This is a genomic window from Pseudomonas sp. WS 5079 (genome assembly GCF_012985465.1).
Classification (GTDB): Bacteria; Pseudomonadota; Gammaproteobacteria; order Pseudomonadales; family Pseudomonadaceae; genus Aquipseudomonas.
This window is the reverse complement of sequence record NZ_JAAQWN010000011.1, coordinates 60,359-84,667: the sequence shown is the minus strand read 5'-3', so window position 1 is coordinate 84,667 and position 24,309 is coordinate 60,359. Positions and strand designations below refer to the sequence as shown.

Annotated in this window: 2 protein-coding genes; both read left to right on the top strand. The window is 59.7% G+C overall.

Translation table 11 applies throughout. The features are described 5' to 3' along the window. Positions 1–184: 184 nt before the first annotated feature. On the top strand, positions 185–12,502 hold the full coding sequence (locus HBO05_RS24870; protein WP_172314480.1) for a non-ribosomal peptide synthase/polyketide synthase: 12,318 nt from the start codon (positions 185–187) through the stop codon (positions 12,500–12,502). Further along, positions 12,502–24,309 (top strand): non-ribosomal peptide synthetase, encoded by an 11,808-nt coding sequence (locus tag HBO05_RS24865; RefSeq protein WP_172314478.1) that lies wholly within the window; start codon positions 12,502–12,504, stop codon positions 24,307–24,309. Before HBO05_RS24870 ends, HBO05_RS24865 begins: the two co-directional genes overlap by 1 nt.

Sequence of the window (24,309 nt, the reverse complement as noted above, 5' to 3'; positions counted from 1 at the left end):
CCTCCCCCAGGAGCCGGCGTGCCGGCGATGGCTGCCTCAAGGCATGCGATGAAGCCACGAGCCTCATCGCCGGCAAGCCGGCTCCTACAACGCCTCCCGCCGGCTATTGCGCCTAAATCTGATCGATCGAACTTCGTCTTCCTGACACAGCTTATTTCCTCTGCCGACGGCGACGAGATCGATCATGAACCAATTGAACCAACTTCCCGACGACGACCTGCTGGCCCTGTTGCTGGCCGATGAAGCCGGCGCCGGGCAGTCCATCCAGAGCCTCGCCGGGCATGACCCGGTACCGCTGTCGTTCGCCCAGCAGCGCCTGTGGTTCCTGCAACAGTTCGATCCCCAGAGCCATGCCTACAACCTGCCACGGACGATTGCCCTCAAGGGCCCGGTAGACGCGCGCGCCCTGGAAGCAGCGCTGAACCGGGTGATCGACCGCCACGATATCCTGCGCACCGCCTTTCGCGACACCGACGGCACGCCGCTGCAAGTCATCGAGCATGATGCGCGGCTGACCCTGCTGGAAGAGGACCTGAGCGCCCTGGACAGCCAGCAGCGCGACCTGCTGCTGCAACAGCGTATCCGCCAGCACGCCACCCAACCCTTCGACCTGCGCCAGGCGCCGCTGATTCGCAGCAGCCTGCTCAAACGGGCCGAACAGGACTACGTGCTGCTGCTCAACATGCACCACATTGTCTCGGACGCCTGGTCCAACCCGATCCTGACCCACGACCTGGCCAGCGCCCTCGGCCAACCGGGCCAGGCCCTGCCGCGCCCGGCCATCCAGTACGCCGATTACGCCCAGTGGCAGCGCCAGGACTACCCGCAGACGCCGCAACACAGCGCAGCCGCGCAGTATTGGAAAGCTTGCCTGGGCGACGAAATCCCCACCCTGCAGCTGCCTCGCGAGCGCCTGGAAAAGAGCGCCGGTGCCGGCCATCATCGGCACGCGTTGCCCGCCCACCTGAGCGAGCGCCTCCAGACCTTTTGCCAGCAACAGGGCCTGACGCCTTTCGTGGTGCTCCTGGGCGCCTGGCAGTTGCTGTTGGGGCGCTACAGCGGCCAGGTCGATTTCACCGTCGGTGTGCCCAACGCCACCCGTAACCAGGCGCAGATCCAGGACCTGGTGGGCTTTTTTGTCAGCAGCCAGGTGTATCGCGCGCGGCTGGCGCCCGAGCAAACCTGCAGCGCGTTCCTCCAGGGCCTGCGCCAGCAGTCCCTGGCCGCCCTGGAACATGCCGACTACCCCATCGAGCTGATCCTCGAAGACCTGCACCTGCAACGCAGCCCCCAGGCTAACCCGCTGTTCCAGACCCTGTTCAACTGGCGCGTCGGCGCCGCGCAGGAAGAGGCCCTGCACCTGGGCCCGCTGGAGCTGAGGTTTATGGACAGCCACCCGCTGCAGGCCAAGTTCGACCTGTCGCTGGACGTGGAATACAGCCAGCAGCAGATCACCGCGCATTTTGAATACGACGCCGCTTGCTTGCGTCCGGCGACCGTCGCCACCCTGGCCGGGCACTGGCAGAACCTGTTGCAGGCCATGATCGAGCATCCCCATGCCCTGATCGGCGAACTGCCGATGCTCAGCGACCAAGAGCGCGGGCAGCAATTGGCGCAGTGCAATGCCACGGCCGTCGACTACCCCGACGCAGAACCTGTGCATGTGTTGGTCGCCAAGCAAGCCGAACGCCAGCCACAGTCTGTCGCCGTGGTGTTCGGCGACCAGCAACTGACCCTGGACCAGCTCAATCGCCGCGCCAACCAACTGGCCCACAAACTGCTGGAACTGGGCGTCGGCCCCAACGTCTGCGTGGGCCTTGGCCTTGAGCGCAGCCTGGAGATGGTCATCGCCCTGCTGGCCGTGCTCAAGGCCGGCGGCGCCTATGTGCCGCTGGACCCGGCCTACCCCGCCGAACGCCTGGCCTACATGATCAACGACAGCGGCATCGGCCTGCTGCTGAGCCAAAGCAGCCTGGCATTGCCCGCCCCTGACAGCCTGCCGTCCCTGAGCCTGGATCAGGACAGCGATTGGCTGGAAGGCTATGACAGCGCCAACCCCCAGGTAACGGTCAGCGCCGACAACCTGGCCTACATGATCTACACCTCCGGTTCCACCGGGCAGCCCAAGGGCGTGCAAGTGCGTCATGGCGCCCTGACCAACCATATGCTGTGGATGCAGGGCGAACTGGGCCTGAGCGCTGCGGACCGGGTCTTGCAAAAAACCGCCTTTAGCTTCGACGCCTCGGTGTGGGAGTTCTGGCTGCCATTGCTCAACGGTGCGCAGTTGGTCCTGGCTTCCAGCGAGCTGGCCGAAGACCTGTCAGTGCTGTGGTCGCAAGTAGCCGCCCAGCGCATCAGCGTGCTGCAAATGGCGCCTTCCCTGCTGCAAGCCTTGCTCGCCGATGAACAGGGCGCACAGATGCAATCCCTGCGCCTGCTGCTGCTCGGCGGCGAAGCCCTCGGCACCCCGCTGGTCGCACAATTGCGCGAACGCTGGAACGGCCGCCTGTGCAACCTTTACGGCCCAACCGAAGCCACCATCGACAGCACCTTCTTTGATGTCCAGAGTTTGCCCGAGGGTGCCATTGCCCCTATCGGCCGCCCCATCGCCAACGTGCGCACCTACCTGCTGGACCACGACCTGCAACTGTGCCCCATGGGCACCAGCGCCGAACTGCTGATCGGCGGCGACTCCCTGGCGCAGGGCTACCACCAGCGCCCGGGACTGACCGCCGAACGCTTTATTCCCGATCCGTTCGCAGGCAACGGCGCGCGCTTGTATCGCAGCGGCGACCTGGCCCGCTACCGCGCCGATGGGGTCATCGACTACATCGGGCGCATCGACCATCAGGTCAAAATCCGCGGCCTGCGTATCGAACTGGGGGAAATTGAAGCGCAACTGCTGCAACACGAGGCGGTGCGCGAAGCCGTGGTCATCGCCCACCCAACCCTGGGCGGCGCGCAGTTAGTGGGCTACGTGGTGCCGACAGCGCTGGCAACGGACACTGCCCGCCAGGACGCCTTGCGCGAGACCCTCAAGGCCCACCTCGGCGAACACCTGCCGGACTACATGGTCCCCGGCCACCTGCTGATCCTCGCGCAACTGCCCTTGACCCCCAACGGCAAACTCGACCGCAAGGCCCTGCCCGCCCCCAACGCGAGCCAGGCCCTGCACGCCTACGTAGCCCCGCAGAACGAAGTGCAACAGCGTATCGCCAGCATCTGGCAAGACGTACTCAAGCTGGAAAAAATCGGCCTGAACGACAACTTCTTCGAACTGGGCGGCGACTCGATCATCTCCATCCAGGTCGTCAGCCGCGCGCGCCAGGCCGGTATCCACTTCACCCCCAAGGACCTGTTCCAGCACCAGACCATCCAGGGCCTGGCCAGCGTGGCAAAAAACCACGGCCAGGGCCTCGCAATCGACCAGGGCCCGGTCACAGGCCCAGCCCCGCTGCTGCCGATCCAACACCTGTTCTTCGACACCGACATCCCCGAGCGTCACCACTGGAACCAATCAGTCCTGCTCAAACCCGCCACCCCCCTGGACCCGCACCTGCTGGAACAGACCCTCAACGCCCTGATCCACCACCACGACGCCCTGCGCCTGAATTTCACCCAGGCTGAACACGGCTGGCACGCCGAATACCGCCCGAGCACAGCCTCGGTGCTATGGCAAACCCGCATCGACGACGCCACACAGTTGCACTCGGTGGGCGACGAAGCCCAACGCAGCCTCAACCTGCAAGACGGGCCGTTGCTTAGAGCGGTGCTGGTCAGCCTGGGGGACGGTAGCCAGCGTTTGCTGCTGGCTATTCATCACCTGGTGGTGGACGGCGTGTCGTGGCGGATTTTGTTCGATGATTTGCAGATGGCCTATCGTCAGGTGCAAGCGGGTGAAGGTTTCTCCTTACCGGAGAAAACCAGCGCCTATAAAGCCTGGGGCCAGCGTCTGCTGGACTACGGTCAAAGTGCCGAACTTCAAGGACAGATCGCCTATTGGCAACAACTGGCAGACGGCTGCGCCGATCTGCCAGTGATACGCGCTGACGCCAGCCTGAAGAAAGCAGACAGTCAGACCGTCAATACCCATCTCAATCAGGATCTGACCCGACGTCTGCTGCAAGATGCCCCGAGCGCCTACCGCACACAGATCAACGATCTGTTGCTCGCTGCACTGGCACGGGTCATCAGCCGCTGGACCGCCCAGCCACAGGTGCTGATCCAACTCGAAGGCCATGGCCGCGAAACCTTGTTCGACGACATCGACCTGACCCGCACCGTGGGCTGGTTTACCACGGTGTACCCGGTGTGCTTGACGCCCCAGTCCGACCACGGCACCACGATCAAACAGATCAAGGAGCAATTGCGCAGCATCCCGAACAAAGGCCTGGACTTCGGCGTCCTGCGCCACCTGGCCCCCCCCGAGACGCGGCAAGTACTACAAGCGCTGCCAGTGCCACGCATCACTTTCAACTACCTGGGCCAGTTCGACACCAGCTTCAACGCCAACGACGACGCCCTCTTTGCTCCAGCTCCTGAAAGCAGCGGTGCTGAACACAGCGCCGAGGCACCGCTGAGTAACTGGTTGACCCTCAACGGCCAGGTATACGACGGCGAACTGAGCCTGGTGTGGACCTTTAGTGCGCAGATGTTCGAGCCCGCACGCATGCAAGCCCTGGCCGATGAATACGCCGAGGAGCTGACACAACTGATCGAGCATTGCTGCGACCCACATAACCGTGGCGTAACGCCTTCGGACTTCCCCCTCGCCCACCTCGACCAAGCGCAACTAGACGCACTGCCAATAGCCGTCACGCAGATCGACGACATCTACCCGCTGGCGCCGATGCAGCAAGGCATGCTGTTCCATTCGCTCTACGAGCAAAACGTTGGCGCCTACGTCAACCAGATGCGCCTGAACGTTACCGGCCTCGACCCACAAGGCTTGCGTGATGCCTGGCAACAGGCGATGGACGCCCACGATATCCTGCGTACCTCGTTCATCTGGCAAGGTGAGCTGCAACAACCGGTACAAGTGGTCCATAAGCGATTGACACTGCCCATGGTCTGCCACGACTGGCAGCAACACGCAGACCTGCAACCAGCACTGGATAAACTGGCCTGGGAGCGTTTGCAACAGCGCTTCGACCTGGCTCGTGCGCCGCTACTGGACGTGCAGGTGATTCAGACCGGGGAAGCCCAACACCACCTGATCTACACCGTACACCACATCCTGATGGACGGCTGGAGCAACTCCCAACTCATGGGCGAGATCCTCCAACGCTACGCCGGCCAGACCTTGCCGGCCAGAATGGGGCGCTACCGCGACTACATCGCCTGGCTGCAACGCCAGGACAGCAGCGCCAGCCAAACCTGGTGGGCAGCCCAACTGGCGACACTGCAAGAACCCACCCGCCTTGCCAGCAGCCTGGTCAGCGTACCTACCACCGCCACCGGCCACGGTAATCATTACCAGCACTTCGGTATCGTCGAGACCCGTTACTTCAACGAGTTTGCCCGTCGCCAGAAAGTCACCCTCAACACTCTGCTGCAAGGCGCCTGGCTGCTTCTGTTGCATCACTACACTGGACAGGACAGCCTGTGCTTCGGCGCCACCGTCGCCGGGCGCCCGACAGATATCGCCGGTATCGAGCAGCAAGTCGGACTATTCATCAATACCCTGCCGGTGATTGCCACGGTCAACCCGCAAACCCGGGTCGATCAATGGCTACAGGCCGTGCAAACGCAGAACCTGTCGTTGCGCGAATACGAACATACCTCGCTGGCCGATATTCAACGCTGGGCCGGGCACAACGGCGAAGCGTTATTCGACACGCTGTTGGTGTTCGAAAACTACCCGATCGCCGACGCTCTTGAACAACAGGCCCCCAAAGGCCTGGAGTTTGGCAACGTCGACACCTACGAACAGACCAACTACCCGCTGACTCTGGCCCTGAATGCCGGGGAAACCCTGTCACTGCACTACAGCTTCGCCCACGACGCCTTCAGCGATGCCGTGATCGAACGGATGGCGGAGCACCTGCACAACCTGCTGTTGCGCCTCACCGAACGGCCGGACCGAGCCATCGGCGAGCTAAACTTGCTGGACGACAGCGAGCGCGCGCAGGTTGTGCATCGCTGGAACGATACTGCCAGGCACTACCCGTTGGAGCGGCCGGTACAGGCGCTGATCGAACACCAGGTCGAGCAGACTCCCGACGCAGCGGCCCTGATATTTGCAGATGTTCGTCTCAGCTACGCCCAACTCAACGCCCGGGCCAACCTACTGGCCCATCATCTGATCGCTCTGGGCGTAGGCCCGGACCGACTGGTGGGGATTGCGCTGGAACGCAGCGTGGAAATGGTCGTTGGTTTGCTCGCCATCCTCAAGGCGGGCGGGGCCTATGTGCCGCTGGATCCTGAGTATCCGACTGATCGCCTGGCCTACATGATCGACGACAGTGGTATCGACCTGCTGCTGACCCAGCAATCGCTGCTCAGCACCCTGCCACTGCCAGCAACACTCCATACCTTGTGCCTGGATACCCTGGCATTGGATGCCTTGCCGGACACCAATCCAGCTATTAGCGTGGCAGCGGAAAACCTCGCCTACGTGATCTACACCTCGGGCTCTACCGGCAAACCCAAAGGTGCCGGCAACCGCCACAGTGCCCTGACCAACCGTCTGTGCTGGATGCAGCAAGCCTATGGGTTAAGCGGCGACGACACCGTGTTGCAAAAAACCCCGTTTAGCTTTGATGTATCGGTGTGGGAGTTTTTCTGGCCCTTGATGACAGGTGCCCGCCTTGTCGTGGCGGGTCCTGGGGATCATCGTGACCCGCAAAAACTGGTGCAATTGATCACCGAGCACCAGGTGACGACCCTGCATTTCGTACCGTCGATGCTGCAAGCCTTCCTGCAAGACGATAGCAGTGAGCGTTGCACCGGCCTGACCCGGATTATCTGCAGCGGCGAGGCCTTGCAGGTGGATACGCAACAACAGGTGTTCGCCCGCCTGCCGGGTGCCAGCCTATACAACTTGTATGGCCCTACTGAAGCTGCCATCGACGTCACCCACTGGACCTGCCGCGAGGAACAGGCTCACACCGTACCGATCGGCCAGCCCATCGCTAACCTCAGCACGTTCGTTCTCAATAGCGATCTGGCCCCATTACCGGTGGGATTGGTGGGCGAGTTATACCTGGGCGGTGAAGGCTTGGCCCGTGGTTACCACCGCCGTGCGGGCATGACTGCCGAGCGCTTTGTTGCCAGCCCCTTTACCAAAGGCCAGCGCCTGTATCGCACCGGCGACCTGGCGCGGCAGCGAGCCGATGGCGTGATCGAGTACATCGGCCGTGTCGACCATCAGGTGAAGATTCGTGGTCTGCGCATTGAGCTGGGAGAAATCGAGGCACGCCTGCTGGAGCAGGCCGAGGTTCGTGAGGCCGCCGTGCTGGCTGTGGACAGCGGTCGCGGCCTGCAACTGGTCGGTTACGTGGTGCCAAGCGCCAACGCCAACGAAGCACTGCGCGAGACCCTCAAGAACACCCTCAAGGAGCACCTGCCGGACTACATGGTCCCGGCACTCTGGGTGTTCCTCGATGCCCTGCCGCTGAGTCCCAACGGCAAGCTGGACCGCAAGGCCCTGCCGGCACCAGATGCCAGCCAGGTGCAGGTCCGGTACGTTGCCCCGCAGAGCGAGTTGGAACAGCAAATCGCCAATATCTGGCAAGACGTACTGAAGGTACAGAACGTCGGCCTGACCGATAACTTCTTCGAACTGGGCGGCGATTCGATCATCTCCATCCAGGTAGTCAGTCGCGCGCGCCAGGCCGGGATTCAATTCAGCCCCAAAGAACTGTTCGAAGCCCAGACCGTACAACAACTGGCCATCCTGGCCCGCACCGGTACGCCCGCGCAGGAAATCGATCAACAACCGCTCACGGGGCCGACCCCTCTACTGCCGGTACAGCAGGCGTTTTTCCAGCGGGCGATCCCCGAGCGTCACCATTGGAACCAGGCAGTACTACTATCGGCCCAGGCACCGTTGCAGGCCGATGCGCTCGAGCAGGCGCTGCAGGCCCTGATCCTCCATCATGACGGTTTGCGCCTGAGCTTCAGCGAAAACACTGCAGGCTGGCAGGCCAACTATCGCTCGGTGGCACAACAGCAGCAGGACTGGCAACAGGCTCCTGCGTTGTACCAAGCCTGCGCCCTCTCCACCACGGAGCTGGACGAGTTGTGCAACCAGGCCCAGGCCAGTCTCGACCTGGCCCAGGGCCCCCTGCTGCGAGCGGTGCTGGTGACCCTGGCCGATAACACCCAGCGCCTGCTGCTGGCGGCCCACCACCTGGTGATTGATGGCGTGTCGTGGCGCATCCTGTTTGAAGACTTGCAGACCGCTTACCAGCAAGCCTTAGCGGGGCAGATCATCAGCCTGCCGGCAAAAACCGACTCAGGCAAAACCTGGGCCGAGCATCTGCAACGCCATGCCACCCAGGGTGGCCTGGCGGGAGAGCTCGCTTACTGGCAGTCCCAGTTGAAAGATGCCCAGGGCAAGCTGCCTGGTGCTCGCTGCGACGCCAGCCTGGAAAACCGTCACGGTCATAGCGTCAATACCCGGCTGGACAAGGCCCTTACCCGGCAGTTGCTGCAAGAAGCTCCCGCCGCCTACCGCACCCAGATCAATGACCTGCTGCTGACAGCGCTGGCACGGGTGATCAGTCGATGGACCCACCACCCACAGTGCTTGATCCAGCTTGAAGGCCATGGCCGTGAAGAGCTGTTCGAACCCGTGGACCTGACGCGCACCGTAGGCTGGTTCACCAGCCTGTTCCCGGTGGCACTGACGCCTGTCGCCAATGACCTGGGTGCGTCGATCAAGCAGATCAAGGAACAACTGCGGGCCATCCCCAACAAAGGAATCGGCTTCGGTGCCTTGCGCTACCTGGGCGATGCCCGGGCCTGCGAAACCTTGGCGGCCCTGCCTGAGCCGCGCATTACCTTCAACTACCTGGGCCAGTTCGATGGCAGCTTCAGCGCCGATGCACAGGCCCTGTTCAGCCCGGCCAGCGAAGGTACGGGTGCCGAGCAAAGCCCGGACGCGCCGCTGGGCAACTGGTTGACGCTCAACGGCCAGATCTACGCTGGCGAGTTGAGCCTGAACTGGCTGTTCAGCCGTGAGATGTTCGACGAGGCCACCATCCAGTGCCTGGCTGATGAATACGCCGAAGAGCTTGCCGCCCTCATCGCCCATTGCCTTGATCCGGCCCACCGCGGCCTGACGCCCTCGGATGTGCCTCTGGCCGCTATTGGTCAGGCACAGCTGGATCGCTTGCCCATACCTGCCGCACAGATCGCCGACCTCTACCCATTGTCGCCGATGCAGCAGGGTATGTTGTTCCATACCTTGTATGAACAAGGGACCGGCAATTACATCAACCAATTGCGCGTGGATATCGACGGGCTTGACCCGCAGCGTTTCCAGCAGGCCTGGCAAGCAGCGATGGACAATCACGACATCCTGCGCACAGGTTTTGTCTGGCAAGGGCTGGAGCAACCATTGCAGTGGGTACTCAAGCAAGCGCAGGTGCCGTTCAGCGTATACGCCCTGGGCAGCCACGATGCACAGCAACTTGACACGCTGGCCCTGACTGAACTGCAGCGGCCGTTCGTGCTGGATCAAGCACCGTTGTTGCGCCTGGCCCTGGTACAGACCGGCGCCGAGCGCTATCACCTGATCTACACCGGTCATCACATCCTGATGGACGGCTGGAGCAACTCCCAGCTCATGGGCCAGGTGTTGCAGCATTACAGTGGGCAAGCCGTAACCGCCAATACCGGGCGCTATCGCGACTATATCGCCTGGTTGCAGCAGCAGGACAGCGCCGCCAGCCAGCGCTTCTGGCAAGAGCAATTGCGCGGCCTGGAGTCGCCAACCCTGCTCGGCCAAAGCGTGACGCTAGTACCTGGAGAAGGCCATGGCGAATACCGCAAGGTCATTGACCCCGCCACTACCGAGCGCCTCAACACCTTTGCCCGCCAACAGAAAGTGACCACCAACACCCTGGTGCAAGCGGCGTGGCTACTCCTGTTGCAGCGTTACACCGGCCAAACCACGGTGTGCTTCGGTGCCACCGTGGCCGGGCGTCCGGCACAGCTCAATGGCGTCGAGCAACAGATCGGCCTGTTCATCAACACCCTGCCCGTGGCGGCCAGCCCGCGCCCAGAGCAAAGCGTTGCGCAGTGGCTACAGCAGGTCCAGGCACAGAACCTGTCCTTGCGTGAGCATGAACACACACCACTGTTCGAAACCCAGCGCCAGGCAGGTGTGGGAGGCGAAAGCCTGTTCGACAACATCTTGGTGTTTGAGAACTACCCGATCTCCGAAGCCCTGGAACAAGGTGCACCGCAAGGCCTGCGTTTTGGCCCGGTGCATAGCCAGGAGCAGACCAACTATCCACTGACCCTGAGCGTTGGCCTGGGTGCCAGCCTGACCCTGCAGTACCGCTACGTGCGGGCGAATTTCAGCGATGCGCTGATCGAGCAGATCGCCCGGCACATGGATCAACTGTTGAACGGTTTGATGGACAGCGCCGACCGTGCGCTGGGCTCGCTAAACCTGCTGGACAAGTCCGAACAAGCCTTGATCCTCAACACATGGAACAGCGCTCCACTGTCGGTTGCCGATGAACAGTGCATTCACCACCTGATCAATCGCCAGACCCAGGAAACCCCCGGGCAGTTGGCACTGATCGACGGTGAGCAACGCCTGAGCTACCAGCAATTGGACCAACGTGCCAACCGCCTCGCCCACAAGTTGATTGAGCTTGGGGTCGGCCCGGAAGTGCGGGTCGGCGTAGCCATGCCACGTACCGGCGACCTGCTGGTCGCATTGCTGGCAGTACTCAAGGCCGGTGGCACTTATGTGCCGCTGGACCCCGACTACCCGGCCGACCGCGTGGCTTACATGCTCGACGACAGCCGCGCGCACCTGCTGCTGGTTGGCCAACAATTGCCGGACGAATTGCGCGCCCACGCGACCACTCAAGTGCTGACGATCGAGCCCAGTGACGCCTGGCTGGCCGGTTACAGCGAGCAGCAGCCTGTCACTACGGTAACCCCCGATAACCTGGCCTACGTGATCTATACCTCGGGTTCCACTGGCCTGCCCAAAGGCGTGGCCATTGCCCATCGCAACGTTTGCGCCCTGGTTCGCTGGTCTGCTCAGGTGTATTCACGCGAAGACTTGCAAGGGGTACTGGCCTCGACCTCGATCTGTTTCGACCTGTCGGTGTGGGAGCTGTTCGTGACCCTGGCCTGCGGTGGCCATATCGTTCTGGCGCGCAATGCCCTGGAACTGCCAACCCTGCCAGCACGCGATCAGGTGCGCCTGATCAATACCGTGCCTTCTGCTATCAACGCCTTGCAACGTGCCGCGCAGATTCCAGACAGCGTACGCATCATCAACCTCGCCGGTGAACCACTGAAACAGACCCTGGTGGATACGCTCTACGAACAAACCAGCGTCACCCACATCTACGACCTGTACGGCCCCTCGGAGGACACCACCTACTCCACCTGGACCCGCCGCGAAGTCGCAGGCTCGGCCAACATCGGCCGCCCGGTCGGCAATACCGCCAGCTATCTGCTCACCCAGGACCTGCAACCAGCTCCCCTGGGCGTTGCGGCCGAGCTGTATCTGGCCGGCGCCGGCATAACCCGAGGTTATCTGGGCCGGGCGGCGCTGACCGCTGAAAAATTCGTGCCCAACCCGTTCTCGACAAGTGGCGAGCGGCTCTACCGCACCAGTGACCTGACCCGCTATCGCCAGGATGGGGTGATTGAATACATCGGGCGTATCGACCACCAGGTGAAAATCCGCGGATTCCGCATCGAGCTGGGCGAAATCGAAAGCCGCCTGCTACAACACCCCGACGTACGCGAAGCAGTGGTGCTAGCCCAGGAACACCTCGACGGCCAGCAGCTGGTGGCGTACGTGGTTACCCGTCAATCACTCCCTGACGCAGCATCCCAGGACCAACTGCGCCCGCTGATCAAGGCCAGGCTCCAGGAAAACCTGCCGGCCTACATGGTCCCTGCGCACCTGGTGTTCCTCGATCAACTGCCGCTGACGCCCAACGGCAAACTGGATCGCAAAGCCTTGCCTATGCCTGAGGCCGTCCAGTCGCAACGCGCCTTTGTCGCCCCCCAGACCCCGTTGCAACAACAGATGGCGGATATCTGGCAACAAGTCCTGGAACTGGAGCGCGTAGGCCTGGATGACAACTTCTTTGAACTGGGCGGGCATTCCCTGCTGGTGGTGCGCGTGGTCTCACGCGCCCAACTGGAGCTGGGCATGCAGCTGACCCCACAACAACTCTTTCAATTCCCCACCCTGGGCGCTTTCGTCAGTGAACTGCAAAGCAGCGGTGGGCAATTCGATACCGAAAAATTGAGCAAGCTCGAAGCGCTGCTTGACGATATGGAGCAACTGTAATGGACAAGAGCGTCGCCACCCGAATCGCCAAGCGTTTCATCACCCTGCCCCTGGACAAGCGCACGCTGTACCTGGAAAAAATGCTGGCCGAAGGCGTCTCGCCCGCCAACCTGCCGATCCCCGAAGTGCGCAGTGAGTTCGAGCTCATCCCGCTGTCGTTTGCCCAGGAGCGCCAATGGTTCCTCTGGCAGTTGGATCCCACCAGCGCCGCCTACCACATCCCCACCGCCCTGCGTCTGCGCGGCGCGTTGGACGTGCCAGCACTGGAACACGCGTTCAACACCCTGGTGGCACGCCATGAAAGCCTGCGCACCACCTTCCAGCAAATCGATGAGCGCGCGGTGCAAGTCATCGCCCCTCACATGCCCCTCGCGGTGGAACTAGTCCGCCTAGACGCACACCTGAGCGAAAGCGAACAACAACAGCAGATCAAAGACTTCGTCGAACACGAAACCCAACAACCCTTCGACCTGCACAACGGCCCACTGCTGCGAGTCAAGTTGCTACACCTGGCCAACGACGACCACGTACTGGTACTGACCCAACACCACATTGTCTCCGATGGCGCCTCCATGCAAATCATGGTCAGCGAACTGGTGCAGGTTTACGGCGCCTTCGTCCGGGGACAGGACATCACCCTGGCGCCGTTGCAGATCCAGTATGCCGACTACGCCATCTGGCAACGGCACTGGATGGAAGCGGGCGAGCGTGAGCGGCAACTGGCGTACTGGAACAAGCAATTGGGCGGGGAGCAGCCGGTGCTGGAATTGCCGACGGACTATCCGCGGCCGGCGGTGCAGAGTTTTCGTGGGGCACAGTGCTCATTTGAGCTGAGCGATGCACTGGGAACAGGCATCAAACAATTGGCTCAACAGCACAATGTCACTCCGTTCATGGTTCTACTAGCCTCGTTTCAGGCTTTGCTTCATCGTTACAGCCGACAAACGGACATCCGGGTGGGGGTTCCAACCGCCAATCGAAACCGGGTCGAGAACGAGGGGCTGATCGGCTTTTTCGTCAATACTCAGGTGCTCAAGGCGGACATATCACCCCTAGGCCCCTTCAGCGAATTGCTTGCCCAGGTCAAACAAACATCCCTTGACGCCCAGGCCTACCAGGAGTTGCCCTTCGAACAACTCGTCGAGGCGCTGCATCCAGAGCGCAGCCTGAGCCATAGCCCGCTGTTTCAGGTGATGTTCAACCATCAGAAGGCTAGCGTCGCCGATCATGATGAGCGCAGCCGTCAACTTTCTGGCTTGATGATGGAAGGACTGAGCTGGGAAAACTCGACCGCACAATTTGACCTGACCTTGACTGTGCTAGAAACCCCACAAGGGTTCTGCGGCGCCTTCACTTACGCCACCGACTTATTCGAACCCGCCACTATCGAACGCATGAGCCGCCACTGGCAATGCCTGCTGACAGCGGCCGTGGCCAACCCCCTGCAATCTGTCGCTCAGTTGCCATTGCTCGACACTGCGCAACAGCAGCTAATACTTGAGGAGTGGAACAGCAGTACCGTCGACTACCCCCGCGAACTGCGGGTGCACCAGCTAATCGAAAACCAGGCCGAATTCTCACCCGACTCCATTGCATTGGTATTCGCAGAGCAACGACTGACCTACCAACAGCTCAACAGCCGTGCCAACCGCCTGGCAGGCAAATTGATCGAACTGGGAGTAGGCCCAGACGTACTGGTAGGCATCGCCCTCGAGCGCAGCGTGGAGATGATTATCGGGTTGCTGGCTGTGCTTAAGGCCGGCGGTGCATATGTGCCACTTGATCCTAGCTATCCCGAAGACCGCCTGGCCTACATGATGCAGGACAGTGGGATCGCCTTGCTGCTGACCCAGAGTTTCGTGCTACCCCGGATGCCTGTTCCCAATAGTGTTCAGGCGTTGAATCTGGATCAAGCACACAACTGGCTGGAGCATTATCCCGACGTCAATCCACGACAACCCCTCTTTGCGGAGCATTTGGCTTACGTAATCTACACCTCTGGCTCGACGGGCAAGCCAAAAGGCGTGATGGTGTCCCACGGTGCCTTGAGCAACTTCGTCACCAGCATGACGCGATTACCCGGGGTTTCCAGTCAGGACCGAGTCTTGTCGCTGACAACATTCTCGTTTGATATTTTTGGCCTGGAAATCTATGTGCCGCTCTCCGTTGGCGCCCTCGTGACATTGACCGGCCAGGCGATCAATCAAGACCCTGACTCGTTACTCAAGCTGGTGCATGAAGAAGAGATAACGGTTCTGCAAGCCACCCCCTCCACATGGCGAATGCTGCTCGACAGCCCCGATAGTCTGGTGCTGCAGGGCTGCAAGCTGTTCTGCGGGGGCGAAGCGCTGCCTGAAGAACTCGCGCAACGTATGCTCGTGTTGTCGGATCAGGTCTGGAACCTTTACGGCCCCACGGAAACTACCATCTGGTCCGCTCTCCACGCTCTGGATCGCACACATACCCAACCTTACCTCGGCCGTCCAATTGCAAATACCACACTGTTTTTGCTGGATGATGACCTGTGTGCGGTACCTATAGGCGTAGGCGCCGAGCTGTTGATCGGCGGAGAAGGCCTGGCTCGCGGCTACTTCCAGCGACCGGCGCTGACTGCAGAACGTTTCGTGCCTAATCCATTTGGGGCTCCGGGAGCACGCCTGTATCGCACCGGTGACCTGACCCGCTACCGTAACGACGGTGTAGTTGAATACATCAGCCGCCTCGATCATCAGGTGAAAATTCGCGGCTTTCGAATTGAATTGGGTGAGATCGAAGCGAGATTACTTGAGCATCCAGAGGTACGCGAAGCCACTGTACTGGCACAAGAAGGTCCGGGAGGGGCACAACTGGTAGCTTACCTCGTCCCCCATTCACTACGGGTTGAAAGCGAACTGCGCCAAATCCTCAAGCTGCATCTCAAACAGAGCCTGGCGGACTATATGGTCCCGCCTCACTGGATGTTTTTACCCGCACTGCCACTGACTCCCAACGGCAAGCTTGATCGCAAAGCCCTACCTCGCCCGGATGCCGATCAACTGCGTAAAACTTACATTGCGCCGCAAAATGATATCGAGCGCACGGTGGCCAATATCTGGGCAGAAGTGCTGAAGATCGATCAGGTCGGTATGACGGATGACTTCTTCGAACTAGGCGGCCACTCTTTACTGGCGACTCAGGTGATATCGCGGGTCCGGCAGGCTCTCAAGTGCGATGTCGCCCTGAAAAGCCTGTTTGAACACAGTGAACTGCGGGCGTTCGTGCAAGCTTTTGAGACATCTTCTAGTATGCATGTCCCGCTGGTAGCACAAGAACGCAGTACCTCCCTGCCATTGTCATATGCTCAGGAACGTCAGTGGTTCCTTTGGCAACTGGCCCCTGATAGTGCTGCCTACCATATTCCGGCAGCCCTGCGCCTGAAAGGTGATCTCGACGTCCCGGCTCTGGAGCGTAGTTTCAGCTCGCTGATCGAACGTCATGAGACCTTGCGCACCCATTTTCTCCTTGAAGGCGAACAGGCCGTCCAAGTCATCGCTCAGGCGACACCTTTGACCATAACCCTGGACACGCTGGCACCTGCCGATGAGCTAGAACAAGCGATCAAGAAGTATGTTGAAACGCAGACTGCAGAATTGTTTGACCTACAATCAGGTCCTCTCCTGCGAGTGAAACTGCTGCAACTGGCTACGGACGACCACGTGCTGGTTATCGTTCAACACCATATCGTTTCCGACGCCTGGTCTATGCAAGTCATGGTGCGTGAGCTGATTGAGCTATACACCGGCCAGAGCCAGGGAGTGAATGTTGCGTTGCCAGCATTGCCAGTGCAGTACGCCGACTACGCGATCTGGCAGCGCCAGTGGATGGAGGCTGGTGAACGCGAGCGTCAACTCGCATATTGGTCGCAACAACTAGGAGGCGAACAAACACTCCTGGAATTGCCTCTGGACCGTCCACGCCCGCTGGAACAGAGCTTTCGTGGCGCGAAGGTGGAGTTCTCCTTATCCAACTCACTGAGCCTGTCGCTCAAGCAGCTCGCCCAGCAATTAAACGTGACACCGTTCATGCTGCTGTTAGCCTCGTTCCAGGCGCTGCTGCATCGCTATAGCCGACAAACCGAGATATGTGTCGGAGTGCCTATCGCCAACCGCAATCGCCTGGAAACTGAAGGACTCATCGGTTTCTTCGTCAATACTCAAGTACTTAAAGCCAATGTGAATGGTCAATTACCATTCAGTGAGTTTTTGCAACAGGTCAAGCACACGGCATTGCAGGCACAAGCGCATCAGGACCTGCCTTTCGAGCACTTGGTCGAGGCACTGCGCCCGGAACGCACCCTGAGTCACAGCCCACTATTCCAGGTACTGTTCAATCATCAGAACAGCGGACAACCATCCAAGGAACACCTGACGAAACTCTCCGTTGAGAGTCTGAAATGGGAGACCCGGACTGCGCAGTTTGATCTGACCCTCAATACCTTCGAGTCAGTTAATGGTTTTTCCGCTGCCCTGACTTACGCCACCGACCTGTTTGAGCGGGCAACCATCGAACGTATGGTCAAACACTGGCAAACGTTGTTGCAGAGTATTATCAAATCGCCCCAACAGCGTATCGCTGAGTTGGCACTACACAGTGCTGACGAGCTGCAGCAGACGCTTGAAGAATGGAACCCACGTGTCACGCAATATCCTGAGGCTGGCTGTCTGCATCAGTTCATCGAAGGTCACGCCACACGTGCGCCGCACGCCATAGCACTGACGCTGGGCACACACCAGTTAAGTTACGAACAACTCAACACACGCGCGAATCAGTTGGCCCATCAACTGATCGAGCAGGGTGTCGGTCCCGAAGTCATGGTGGGACTGGCTAGCGAAAGAAGCCTGGAGATGGTCATAGGTTTGCTGGCGATTCTCAAGGCAGGCGGTGCCTATGTGCCTCTAGATCCGGCCTATCCGAATGATCGGCTCGCCTACATGATCCAAGATAGTGGCCTGACACTAGTACTTATGCAGGCCTCTCTGATTGAACAGATACCCGTGACGTCCAATGTCCGCATCCTGCTGCTGGAGTCCGACAAGCAAAACCACTACAGCGTGGAGAACCCACGGATCCCGGTAGAGGCAGAGAGTCTCGCTTACGTCATCTACACCTCGGGGTCGACTGGTCACCCAAAGGGCGCGCTACTTACCCATCAGAATGTTCTGCGACTCTTCAGCGCCTGCGAGAAAGAGTTTTCCTTCGACGCCCAGGACGTATGGAGCCTTTTTCACTCCTACGCCTTCGATTTTTCGGTGTGGGAGATTTTTGGCGCTCTATTGTACGGAGGCCGACTGGTTATCGTGCCCCATGAAGTCAGCCGCTCACCGGAAGACTTCTACACATTGTTGTGCGAACAGCAGGTGAGCGTACTTAACCAGACACCTTCGGCGTTCAAGCAACTCATGCACAGCGTCTGTGCAACGCCGCACTCAGACAAAAAGCTGGCACTGCGCTACGTCATATTTGGTGGTGAGGCCTTGGAGATCCAGAACCTACGTCCTTGGTTCGAGCAGTTCGGCGATAGCTCACCGCAATTGATCAACATGTATGGCATTACCGAAACCACGGTACATGTGACCTACCGACCGATCAGCCTGGCCGACCTATCGAGCGACGCCACCAGCCCAATCGGGCGGCCACTGAATGATTTATCATGGTATTTGCTGGACTCCGACCTCAATCCTGTAGCCCAAGGGTGCGTCGGAGAGCTGTATGTAGGCGGCGCAGGTTTGGCACGTGGTTACCTCAACCGAACAGACCTGAGCGCAACCCGCTTTATCGCAGACCCGTTTTCCCAAAACGGCGCACGCCTTTACCGCACCGGAGACCTGGCCCGCTATCGAACCGACGGGGTAATCGAATACATCGGGCGCATCGACCATCAGGTAAAGATTCGCGGATTCCGTATTGAGCTGGGAGAAATCGAAGCCGTCCTGTCGAACCTGGAGGCTGTACGCCAAGTCGTCGTCTTGGCACAAAAGGGCAAGAGCGGCCAGGCGCAACTCGTTGCCTATATCGTCCCCGGCCAAATCACAACTGAAGACAGTATGCGTGAAACCATCAAGGCGCATCTGAAAGAGCACCTTCCCGATTACATGGTGCCAAGCCACCTGCTGTTCCTGCCGCACTTGCCGCTGACCGCCAACGGTAAACTCGACCGTAACGCCCTGCCCTCACCAGATACCGGCCTGCTGCAACAAACCTACATCGCACCGCAAAGCGAGATGGAGCAACGCATCGCTGCCATTTGGCAAGATGTCCTCAAGCTCGAAAAGATCGGCATACACGATAACTTCTTCGAATTGGGCGGAGACTCGATCATTTCCATTCAGGTAGTCAGTCGTGCCCGCCAGGCAGGAATTGGTTTTACCCCAAAAGAACTATTCCAGCATCAGACCATCGAGGGTTTGGCTAGGGTAGCGAAGGCTGGCACACAGGCTGTATCAGTCGACCAAGGAGCCGTCAGCGGAACAGCACTACTGTTACCAATTCAACATATGTTCTTCGAGACCGAGATACCGGAGCGCCATCATTGGAACCAGTCCGTGCTGCTCAAACCGAGCACAACACTTCAGGCTGGTTTACTAGAGCACGCCTTGCACGCTCTGATCCAGCATCACGATGCATTGCGACTGATCTTCCGGGAAAGCGACCATGGCTGGCAGGCAAGTTTCCAAGCCAGTGGCGAAGTTCCGGCCGTCGTTCAACAGATTACCGCCCACGATACCGATGAGATTGCTCGGCTGTGCACCGACGCGCAGCGTAGCCTGAACCTGGCCAATGGTCCTATGCTGCGCGCGCTTTTAATTGATCTGGACGATGGCGGTCAACGTTTGCTGTTGGCAGTTCATCACTTAGTGATTGACGGTGTTTCCTGGCGCATCCTGTTCGAGGATCTGCAAACCATCTACCAACAATTGCAAGCCGCACGATCACTGACATTACCCAACAAAACCAGCTCGGTGCAAACCTGGGGCGAGCGACTAAGCAATCATGCCCATAGCGATGCCTTGCGTCAGCAACTGCCCTACTGGCAGGAACAATTGCGTGACGCCTTCGTCGCCCTACCCTGCGATGATAGTGCCGGTAGCCTGGAGCGTTCTCATGGCCGTGGTGTACAAACACGATTGGACGCTCGACTCACCCGTCAATTGCTGCAAGATGCCCCGGCTGCATATCGGACTCAGATCAATGATCTGTTACTTACAGCGCTCGCCCGCGTCATTGCACGATGGACCGCGCGTCCCGACTGCGTGATCCAACTCGAAGGCCATGGTCGTGAAGATCTGTTTGAAGATGTCGACTTGACCCGTACTGTCGGCTGGTTCACCAGTGTTTTCCCGGTAAAACTCTCTACGACCAGCGATTTGGGAGAGTCAATTACCCATGTCAAAGAACAGTTACGCCGCATTCCTGACAAGGGTATTGGCTACGCCACACTACGTTATCTGGGCGATGACCATTCACGCCAAACACTGAGTGCACTGCCCGTTCCGCGACTCACCTTCAACTACTTGGGTCAGTTCGACAGCAGTTTTGACCATGCTAAAGACGCGCTTTTCGCACCGTGCGACGACAGCGCTGGTGCCGAACGCAGTCCGCAGGCCCCTCTGGACAACTGGTTGAGCATCAACGGCCAAGTGTATGGCGGTGAATTAAGTCTTAACTGGGGCTTTAGCGCCCAGATGTTCAAGGAAAGCACTATTCAGCACCTGGCGGATGAATACGCCAACGAGCTTAAAGCCCTCATTGAGCACTGCTGCGATGGCCACTATTCGGGCGTCACACCATCAGACTTCGCACTCGCCGCACTCAGTCAGCAGCACCTGAATACGCTTCCTGTAGCCTCGCAAGACGTCGAGGACATCTATCCCCTCTCTCCCATGCAACAAGGGATTTTGTTCCATACGCAAGAGTCTGCAGAGGTTGCGCTTTACATCAACCAGATGTCGGTACCCGTTGAAGGCCTGGACAGTAGCCGTTTCATCAGCGCCTGGAACCGCGTGATCCAGCACCATGAGATCCTGCGAACGGGTTTCTGGTCCTCCAGCGATCTGGCTGAACCGCTGCAAATTGTCTACCGCAAGGCCCGATTGCCCGTTCAGATCATTGATTGGCAGAATCGAGCCGTCACGCCGCAAGACCTTGAACAGTTAGCCAAGGATGACCTAGACAAAGGCTTTGATTTATTACACGCACCGCTGGTCAGGCTGACATTGATCAAGCTCGATGAACAGCGAATGCATCTTATCTGGACCAGCCATCATATTCTGATGGACGGCTGGAGTAGTTCGCGACTGCTGGGTGAAGTGTTCCAAATCTACAATGGCCAGACTCCGGCGGCTAAGCGAGGCAGTTACCGCGATTACATCCAGTGGCTGAGAAATCAGTCCCTGATTGATCTGGAAACTTTCTGGAGAGGCAAGCTGGAAGGGTTCAGTGGTTCGACGAATCTGGCAAACAGCATCGTCCCGCGTGCGCCATCAGATCTCCAAGGTCATGCAGCGCTATACATGATTTGGAATGCGGATCGAACCCAGTATCTGCGTGAGTGCGCGCAGCGCCTGCGCGTTACGCCCAACACGCTGATCCAGGCTACGTGGCTGATGCTCTTGCAGCGCTATACCGGGCAAGCCACCGTCTGTTTTGGCGCCACCGTCGCCGGTAGGCCAGCAAGTCTGCCCGGCGCTGATGAAATGCTCGGGCTGTTCATCAACACCCTTCCCATCATTCAAACTCCAGACCCACAAGCCTCTGCGCGACAGTGGCTACAAGCATTGCAAAACTACAACTTGGAAATACGCGACCACGAACACGCCTCCCTCGCCGACGTTCAGCGCTGGTCGGGTCAAGGTGGAACGCCACTCTTCGACAGCATTGTCGTGTTCGAGAACTATCCGGTGGATGAACGCCTGCAAGAGGCAGAGCACAACCAATTACGTTTCGGCGAAATCAGCACCCGCGACGTCACTAACTTTGCAATGGACCTGGCCATCAACCTCGGCAACACCCTGACCATCGAGTTCCTGTACCTGCGCAACCGCTTCACCCCAGAAGCGACCGAGCAAATCCGCACTAGCTTCGAAACCTTGCTGTGCGCCATGCTCGACACCCCCGACGCAACCCTCGGCAGCCTGGCCATGCTCAGCAACAACGAGCAGCAACGCCTCAACCAACGCAACATACTGGCCCCTTTGCAGGAAACGGCGCCGTTGCTGGCCGAGGTCATCCGAAGCCACGCAGCAGCCACACCAGACGCCGTCGCAGTGGTATGTGCCGAAGCTCAGTTGACCTATGGGCAACTGGAGTCCCGCGCCAACCGCCTGGCCCATTACCTGATCGCCCAAGGAATAGGCCCGGAAAGTTTTGTCGGGATTGCCTTGGAGCGCTCAGTTGACGTCATCGTCGCGTTCTACGCGGTCATGAAAACCGGAGGTGCCTATGTGCCGCTGGACATCGACTATCCCCAGGAGCGCGTGCAGTGGATCGTCGAAGACTCGGCCATGAGTTTGCTGATTACCCACGAAAGCCTGCATTCGCGCTTCAATCAACCGTGGGCGCCGGCACTGATCGCGCTCGACGGCCTGAGCCTGGACAGTCAGCCCGACCATTGCCCTACCAGCGCTGTACTGGATGACAACCTTGCCTATCTGATCTACACCTCCGGTTCCACTGGCAAACCCAAGGGCGTAGCAGTCAGCCATGGGCAGATCCGCATGCATTGCCAGGCCATCGCCCGGCGCTACGACATGGACGCCAGCACCCGCGAGTTACTGTTTATGTCGTTCGCCTTCGACGGTGCCCAGGAGCGCTGGCTGTCGACGTTGGCCAGCGGTGCTCGCCTGGTGGTACGCGACAATCGCCTATGGACTGCGGAAGAAACCTGGCAGGCGTTGCATCAGCACGCCATCAGCATCGCCTGCTTCCCGCCGGCTTATCTGCAGCAACTCGCCGAGTTCGCCCAGACTCAGGACCAGGCGCCACCACCGGTACGCATCTACTGCTTTGGCGGTGATGCAGTGGCCGACGCCAACTTCGAACTGGTCAAGCGCGCCCTCAAACCGCAGTACTTGACCAACGGTTATGGGCCAACTGAAACCGTGGTGACCCCACTGCTGTGGAAAGTCCCGGTAGACGCCGTGTGTGGCGCGGTTTATGCGCCGATCGGCGAGCGTGTCGGCGAACGTACTCTCTACGTGCTGGATGATGCCCTCAATGTTGTGCCAGAGGGTGTGGCCGGTGAGCTGTATATCGGCGGCGAAGGTGTGGCGCGCGGTTATCACCAGCGACCCGGATTGAGCGCCGAGCGTTTTGTCGCCGACCCGTTTTCCAGTACCGGCGCACGCCTGTACCGCACAGGCGACCTGGTGCGCCAGCGTGCGGACGGGGTGATTGATTATCTCGGGCGCTTGGACAATCAGGTAAAAATCCGTGGCTTCCGCATTGAACTGGGAGAGATCGAAGCACGTCTACGCGAACTTTCAGATGTTCAGGACGCTGTAGTGGTTGCCCGGGAAACTGCCGGTGGCAAACAACTGATCGGCTACGTGGTCGCCTGCGACGTGGCCGGCCTCGGTGAGCGCCTGCGTGGCGAACTGCAACAGGATCTGCCGGACTATATGGTGCCTGTGCAAATCCTCGCGCTGGAGTGCTTGCCACTCAACCCGAACGGCAAACTAGATCGCCAGGCCCTGCCCGACCCGGACTTCAAAGGACGCCAGTTCATCGCCCCGCGCAACGCGCTGGAAAAAGCCTTGGCAGCGATCTGGCAAGAGGTGTTGGAGGTAGAGCAAGTCGGGGTCACCGACAACTTCTTCGAGCTGGGCGGCGACTCGCTACGAGTGCTTAAAGTGTTGTCCAAAGTGCGTAGTCAACCGGAACTGGGGCTGAGCCTCAAGCTACGCGACATGATGGGCAAACCGACCATTGCCGAACTGTCGGGCTACACCCCGAGCGAGCAGAACCTCGACCCGCTGTTGCTGCTCAACAATCGTGTGGCCAATGCTGCGCCGCTGTTCTGCCTGCACGCCGGTTTCGGCACGGTGTTCGACTACGAGCCCCTGGCCCGGCGTCTGGACGGCCAGCGCAGTGTTTATGGCCTGCAGTGCCGAATGCTGCTGGACCGCGATTGGGAGGATGAATCCTTGCAGGCCATGGCCATTGACTACGCCCAGTACATCCGGCAGAAACAGGCCGATGGCCCTTACCACCTGTTGGGCTGGTCCCTTGGTGGCCCATTGGCGTTACTGGTGGCGCAGGAGCTGGAAAGCCAGGGCCAAGTCGTGGAGTTCGTGGGGTTGGTCGATGCCTTCACCCCGACTGCAGAACAGGCGCAGCCTGAGGACGACTGGAGCGATGACTTGCGCGGTTTCCTCGCAGTCATCTTCGATGTGGCTGTCAGGCGTTTGCCGGCGATTGAAATTCCGGCGGGCAGCGACATTGCGCGCCTGGAACAGTTGATCGCATCGGTGCAAGGCAATGTCGCTGGCGACTCGGCATACAGCAGCATCAGCACCGAAGAATTGGCCCATACGTTTATCGTGGCGATGAAACTCAAGGCGTTGTCCGAACAATTGCAGGTCCTGCCAGATACCGGCTGCCGTCCTCATTGTTGGTGGGCCAGCACGCCGCAAGCGGACTTCATCAGCCCAGTGCCTGGTGCACTGAGCGACGAACTGATTGCCGCTGGTCACTACGACATCCTGAAACACCCGGACTGGCTCCATGACCTGCTGCAGCAACTGCCGCAAAACGAAGCCGTGACCAACTGA

What these genes read in the sequence shown, in the direction of transcription:
- HBO05_RS24870 (WP_172314480.1), top strand. Translation starts at nt 185, where the DNA reads ATGAACCAATTGAACCAACTTCCCGACGACGACCTGCTGGCCCTGTTG.
- HBO05_RS24865 (WP_172314478.1), top strand. Translation starts at nt 12,502, where the DNA reads ATGGACAAGAGCGTCGCCACCCGAATCGCCAAGCGTTTCATCACCCTG.